Annotated in this window: 7 protein-coding genes; 4 read left to right on the top strand and 3 right to left on the bottom strand. The window is 33.8% G+C overall.

The features are described from left to right. Window positions 1-248 precede the first annotated feature (248 nt). Window positions 249-833: a 16S rRNA (guanine(966)-N(2))-methyltransferase RsmD gene (gene rsmD, locus ACOYLT_RS09845; RefSeq protein ID WP_422853682.1), complete on the bottom strand. Its 585-nt coding sequence runs from the start codon at window positions 831-833 to the stop codon at window positions 249-251. Beyond that, a complete protein-coding gene (locus ACOYLT_RS09840; RefSeq protein ID WP_422853681.1) occupies window positions 830-1,642 on the bottom strand; it encodes a DUF3822 family protein in 813 nt (270 codons plus the stop codon). The genes rsmD and ACOYLT_RS09840 overlap by 4 nt, the downstream gene beginning before the upstream one ends. Window positions 1,643-1,819: 177 nt before the next feature. Between ACOYLT_RS09840 and ACOYLT_RS09835 the strand changes: the two genes are divergently transcribed. Both ACOYLT_RS09835 and kdsB read left to right on the top strand, forming a co-directional pair. After that, on the top strand, window positions 1,820-3,241 hold the full coding sequence (locus ACOYLT_RS09835; protein ID WP_422853680.1) for an ATP-dependent DNA helicase: 1,422 nt from the start codon (window positions 1,820-1,822) through the stop codon (window positions 3,239-3,241). A 65-nt stretch (window positions 3,242-3,306) separates the two neighbouring features. Beyond that, the gene (kdsB, locus tag ACOYLT_RS09830; protein ID WP_422853679.1) at window positions 3,307-4,044 is read left to right on the top strand and encodes a 3-deoxy-manno-octulosonate cytidylyltransferase; all 738 of its coding nucleotides are present in this window, start codon (window positions 3,307-3,309) and stop codon (window positions 4,042-4,044) included. Here the strand turns inward: kdsB and ACOYLT_RS09825 are convergent. Beyond that, window positions 4,036-4,698 (bottom strand): spermidine synthase, encoded by a 663-nt coding sequence (locus ACOYLT_RS09825; RefSeq protein WP_422853678.1) that lies wholly within the window; start codon window positions 4,696-4,698, stop codon window positions 4,036-4,038. The two genes, kdsB and ACOYLT_RS09825, sit on opposite strands and share 9 nt — an antisense overlap. A 61-nt stretch (window positions 4,699-4,759) precedes the next feature. Here ACOYLT_RS09825 and ACOYLT_RS09820 point away from each other — a divergent pair, with 61 nt between their 5' ends. Then, a complete protein-coding gene (locus ACOYLT_RS09820) occupies window positions 4,760-5,320 on the top strand; it encodes a 1-acyl-sn-glycerol-3-phosphate acyltransferase (RefSeq protein WP_422853677.1) in 561 nt (186 codons plus the stop codon). Then, window positions 5,320-5,990, top strand: a 671-nt coding sequence (locus tag ACOYLT_RS09815) for a M14 family zinc carboxypeptidase (RefSeq protein WP_422853676.1), incomplete at its 3' end; no start/stop codon positions are given. The genes ACOYLT_RS09820 and ACOYLT_RS09815, both read left to right, overlap by 1 nt.

Genomic DNA, 5,990 nt, shown 5'->3' with positions numbered 1-5,990 from the left:
GCTGTAGTGAAACCAGGTAAACTCTATGCGGTGAAATTCCAAGTATATCGGCATTTAAGGATTGCTCGTCCGTTGTCGAAGGGTAGGAAGCTCGAACCAATGAGCAATTGTTGGTCTAGATAAATGATAAGGTATTTCTAATTTGTTTTAGATTCTGAAACAAGTTCAGAAAGAACAGAATCCGGCTTATAGGTCTGCTTTTTTTCTTTAGTTACTGAGAGGCTAAGTTGCTGAGTAACTTAGTATTTTTACCTCTCATCTTCCTCTTCCAAATCATCTGCTTCTTCATCAATACCTTCAAATTCAAAGAAGGTAAAAACAGAACCGCCATAGTTTTTTTGGAATGAATAATTTGCCATGTGGTCGAGCTTGGTGTATTTGGAATGTTCTACCACAAGCATACCTTGGTCATCCAATATTTCGTTTTCAAAAATGAGTTCGATGATTTTCTCGAATTCTTTTTGTGCCAAACCATAAGGAGGATCGGCAAAAATGATATCGTAGTTGACATGGTGTTTTTCCAAAAATTTGAATACATCGCTCTTAATGGCTGTAATATCAAAGTCAAATTCCTTGGCTGTTTTTTTGATGAAGTTTATACAACCCATATCACCATCTACACACAATATTGGCGAACAGCCTCGCGAAGCAAATTCGTAACTGATGCTACCTGTGCCAGCAAATAGTTCCAATACTTTAAGTTCAAAAAAATTAAAATGATTATTCAAAACGTTGAATACCGCCTCCTTACTCATATCGGTAGTTGGACGAACAGGAAGGTTTTTGGGTGGTGCTATTCTTCGGCCTTTATATTTGCCTGAAATAATTCTCATGATTGCATGACTATGAAATGTTCTCGATTTTCACTTTCAGAGAATTGGTTTTGCATATAACTTACATCAAACAAAGACACATTTCGAATATATTTATATGCTATTTCATAAAGCGAATCATCTTTGGTGATTTTCCCAATAAGTTCTAATTGGAAACTTTCTGGGTTCAAATGCAGTTGTTCCGCTGTGAATAAGATGTAGTAGATAAAATCTTCTGGAGTTTTATAATCAAAAGAATTGAAGAGTTGCAGTTTTTGATTTTGAATTATAACAATTTCAAAATGGGTATCACTCACATACACAAACATTTTTCTTTCTTCATTATTCTTAGAAACTTCTAATAGTTTTTGAATTAAAACAGTATTGGCATGTTTGTAATCAAAAGCCCCATATTGGTCAATGAAATAGTTGTTCATATTGACATAGGGAATATACACGTTGTTCATTTCATAAGTTGGCAATTCATCAAAGGCAAAAAAATCGGTTTCAAAAACCTTGGTATTGAACTGCAAATAGCTTCCCAAATATTCAGCATCAAATAATGCTGTTGGCACAAAAGTAGAAAGGTTGTTACTATGAAGAATTACAATTTCATCATAACCCGCTTTGAGCTCTGGAAAGTTTTGAAATGCTTCGGCAAAAAGGTCTTCAATTTTACTCGTTAAAGCCACCTTACCCATTTCAATTTTTTGAAGCGACAAAGGTTTGTTGTTTAGCGTATCGTATGTAGCAAAAGACAAACCATTCAAGGAAACTAGAATTGTCAGTTTTTTATATGTTTTATCGATAACGCTAGTGTTTTGCCACATAAAAGATATGTTTATTATAAACTTGGCAAACTTACAAAACAATTAACAATTGATAATTGATAATGATAATTAATTCTTGGTGCGTGTCAAGTAATAAAGTCGAAAGTCTATGATCTTTATTCTTTTCTCTTTCTCCTTAATTACTATCTTTGAAATTCCAATTTGATTTTAACTTTTATGACTTCCAGCCAGTTTTATAGTCTTTTACGCAACCAGTTTCCGTTTCAACCGACTGTAAAACAGGATATTTTTTTGCAACAAATAGCGGTTTTTTTGACCAATACTAACAAGGAAGAACTTTTTGTTTTAAAAGGTTATGCCGGAACAGGGAAAACAACCGTTATTTCTACCATAGTTAATAATCTTGGTGCTATAAATAAAAAGTATGTTTTGCTGGCACCAACTGGTCGTGCTGCTAAAGTTATTTCGAATTACTCCAATAAACCTGCATTTACCATTCATAAGAAAATCTATTTTCCGAAGAAAGGAAAAAGTGGTGGTGTGACATTCACCATGCAAACCAATAAGCATAAGAATACTATTTTCATAGTGGACGAATCGTCTATGATTTCTGATGTGAATACCGAGTCGAAGTTGTATGAAAACGGTTCGTTGCTAGATGATTTGATGTCCTATGTGTATAATGGCGATAATTGCAAGTTGATTTTATTGGGCGATACCGCTCAGTTGCCACCAGTGCAGTTGGATGTTAGTCCAGCTTTGGATACCGATGCTTTGGCTATGCATTTTAACAAAGAAGTATATTCAATTGAGCTTGATGAAGTGATGCGTCAGGGAGAAAAATCGGGAATTTTGCATAATGCTACCGAGTTGCGCGAAATTTTGAAAAGTACTTTTGTAGACACGTTTCAGTTTAACCTGATAGGCTTTAAAGACATCGTTCGCTTGTCTGATGGGTTTGATATTCAGGATGCTATTCAAAGTGCTTATAGTAATTATAGTATTGAAGATACCTGTTTCATCGTGCGATCCAATAAAAGAGCCAATCAATACAACCAACAAATCCGAACCAAAATTTTGGATAAGGATAGCGAACTTTCAGTAGGCGATTATTTGATGGTGGTGAAGAATAATTATTTTTGGCTCAAAGAAACCGATGAAGCCGGATTTATTGCCAATGGTGATATCGTAGAAGTGTTGGAGATTTTCAACTTCAAAGAACTGTATGGGTTTAAGTTTGCCAAAGTCAAAATTAGAATGGTGGATTATCCCAACCAAAAACCTTTTGAAACGATATTGTTATTAAATACCATTACTAGCGAGTCACCTTCATTAACGTTTGACGAAAGTAACCGACTGTATCAAGAAGTACTAAAAGACTATGAAGGCGAAGCCCAATATCGCAAATTCCTCAAAGTAAAAAACAACGAATTTTTCAATGCACTGCAAGTCAAATTTTCCTATGCCATCACTTGTCATAAATCACAGGGCGGACAATGGAATACTGTTTTTATTGAGCAACCCTATTTACCCAATGGTATGGATGTAGATTATGTGCGCTGGCTATACACTGCTGTGACGCGCGCCAAAGACAAGTTGTATTTGATTGGGTTTAAAAATGAGAGTTTTGAGGAGTAAATTATATTTGAATACTCAAATCCAACTTTGTATCTTAGCCAAACAATAACTCAGCCACTCAACATATGAAAATCATTGCCGTTATTCCTGCTCGTTATGCTTCTACTCGTTTTCCTGCTAAATTGTTGCAGGATTTGGTTGGAAAAACTGTTATTCTGCGCACTTATGAAGCCGCAAAAAATACCAATTTGTTTGATGATGTGTTTGTGGTAACCGATTCTATTTTGATTTACGACGAAATTATAAGCAATGGTGGGAAAGCCATCATGAGTATCAAGGAACACGAAAGCGGTAGCGACCGCATAGCCGAAGCCGTTGAAAATCTGGATGTAGATATCGTAGTGAATGTGCAAGGCGATGAGCCTTTTATCAATAAGGAACCTTTGGCAAAAGTCTTAGAAGTTTTTAGAAATGATTATGATAAAAAAGTAGATTTAGCTTCGTTGATGGTGGAAATGACTAATGAAGAAGACATCCAAAATCCTAATATCGTAAAGGTAGTCACTGACCAAAGCGGTTTTGCTTTATACTTTTCCCGTTCTGTTATTCCCTATCCAAGAGAAGTGAATGTGGGTGTGCGTTATATGAAACACATAGGCATTTATGCTTTCAGAAAAGAATCCTTGCTAGCTTTTTATCGTTTACCGATGAAATCATTGGAAGCCACAGAAAAGCTAGAACAATTGCGCTATCTGGAATATGGCAAACGCATTAAAATGCTGGAAACTGCACACATAGGCGTCGGTATTGATACACCTGAAGATTTAGAGAAAGCAAGAAAGTTGATTAAGTCGTTAAGTTAGTTTTTTGATGGTAAATAATTCATTGTGAGTTTCTACTTTTGGATACATGCGCAAAGAATAATTTTTATTAAACCTTGTTTTGTAGTTCAAATTTCTATCTCGGTGATTATCATTAATAACCATAGTATTAAAGAGTATAAAACCATTCAAATTGAGTAGCGAATTTACCCTTTCAATAAAAAAATCTTCAAACAAAAAGTTAGGCATTTTAGTATCTTGAAAAATATCAATGATAATTAAATCATATTTCTCTTTGGTTTTCAATACAAATTCAAAAGCATCGTCCATAATAATTTGAAGATTTGAAATTTCATTCAATTTGAAATATTGGTTGGCTATGGCTATGATATCAGAATCAATTTCAACACCGGTAATTTTTCCTTCATATTTAATCTCATCAACTAATGTTTTAACTACACTGCCACCAGCGACACCTAATATTAAAATATTTTCAAAGTTTTTTATTCTTTCAAAACCAATATATTTCAAACCTTTTCTCAGAATACGTTGTAAACTGCCATACGAATAATTAGTGTTTTGGCTATCAATTACTAATTCTCCATTATTCCACGTTACTTCTATTGACTTATTCACAAAAGATTTTTTCTTATGAATAGTGATGGGAATAAAATAGCTCAAAAGTTTTCTAATCATTCAATTAAATATTTTTCTCAAAAATAAGAGATTAATACTAAATTTACGGAAAATAATCTAAATGAGGAAGAGGATTTATCAATTTATTTTTTTTAGAATACTCGGTTGGAAACTCATCGGAACCATTGATGGTACTATCAAAAAATGTGTTTTGATGGTTATACCACATACTTGTAATTTCGATTTCTTTTTAGGGTTATTTTGTCGCGGTATTATTGGATTAGAAATGAATTTTGTAGGCAAAAAAGAATTGTTCAAATTTCCTTTTGGTTGGTATTTTAGAAGTATTGGTGGGGCACCACTAGACAGAACTGGCGGAAAAAATAATGTAGATGCTACTGTAGATGTTTTTAACTCAAGAGAAGTTTTTAGGTTGGCTATAGCTCCAGAAGGAACTCGTAAAAAAGTAACCGAACTCCGCACAGGATTTTATTTTATAGCCTATAAAGCTAATGTTCCCATTGTTCCGGTAGCTTTTGATTATGCGAAAAAAGAAGTGAGAATTGGTGAGCCTGTTTCATTATCTGGAAACTATAATGAAGACATGAAAATTATATTACCTCATTTTGCTGGTGTCAAAGGAAAATATCCAGAAAGACAATTTCAACTACAACTACAATAATGGATTATTCAATACTACACGAAAATCACAAAGAGCAATCGCTTTCAGGAAGATATATTACTTTATATCATATCGAGCCAGTTCTTTTAAAATATCCACATGAAATAATAGGACAATCTGTCAATGGAAGACCTATCTATAAATTACAATTTGGAACAGGTAAAATCAAAATCTTAATGTGGTCTCAAATGCATGGCAACGAAAGTACCACAACCAAGGCATTATTCGATTTTATTCATTTTCTATATTCAAATTCTGCTGAAAGCAATGCCATAATGGAAAACTTTACTTTCTGTTTATTGCCGATGCTCAACCCTGATGGTTCAGAATTGTACACAAGAGAAAATGCCAATGGAATTGATTTGAATAGAGATGCTCAAAATTTATCGCAGCCCGAAAGTATAGTATTGCGAAAAGTATTTGATTCATTCAATCCAGATTACTGTTATAATCTTCACGATCAAAGAACTATATATGGTACTGGAACAACAAATAATCCTGCCACAGTTTCATTTTTGGCGCCAGCTTTCAATGAAAACAGAGACATAAACGAGGTTAGAATAAAAGCCATAAATGTTATTGTGGCGATGAATAAAACGTTACAAAATTATATACCCAATCAAGTAGGTCGTTTTGATGATTCATTCAATTTAAATTGTGTGGGAGATAC

The organism is Flavobacterium sp. (assembly GCF_049318185.1).
Taxonomy (GTDB): Bacteria; Bacteroidota; Bacteroidia; order Flavobacteriales; family Flavobacteriaceae; genus Flavobacterium.
This window is presented reverse-complemented; position numbering and strand designations above follow the sequence as displayed.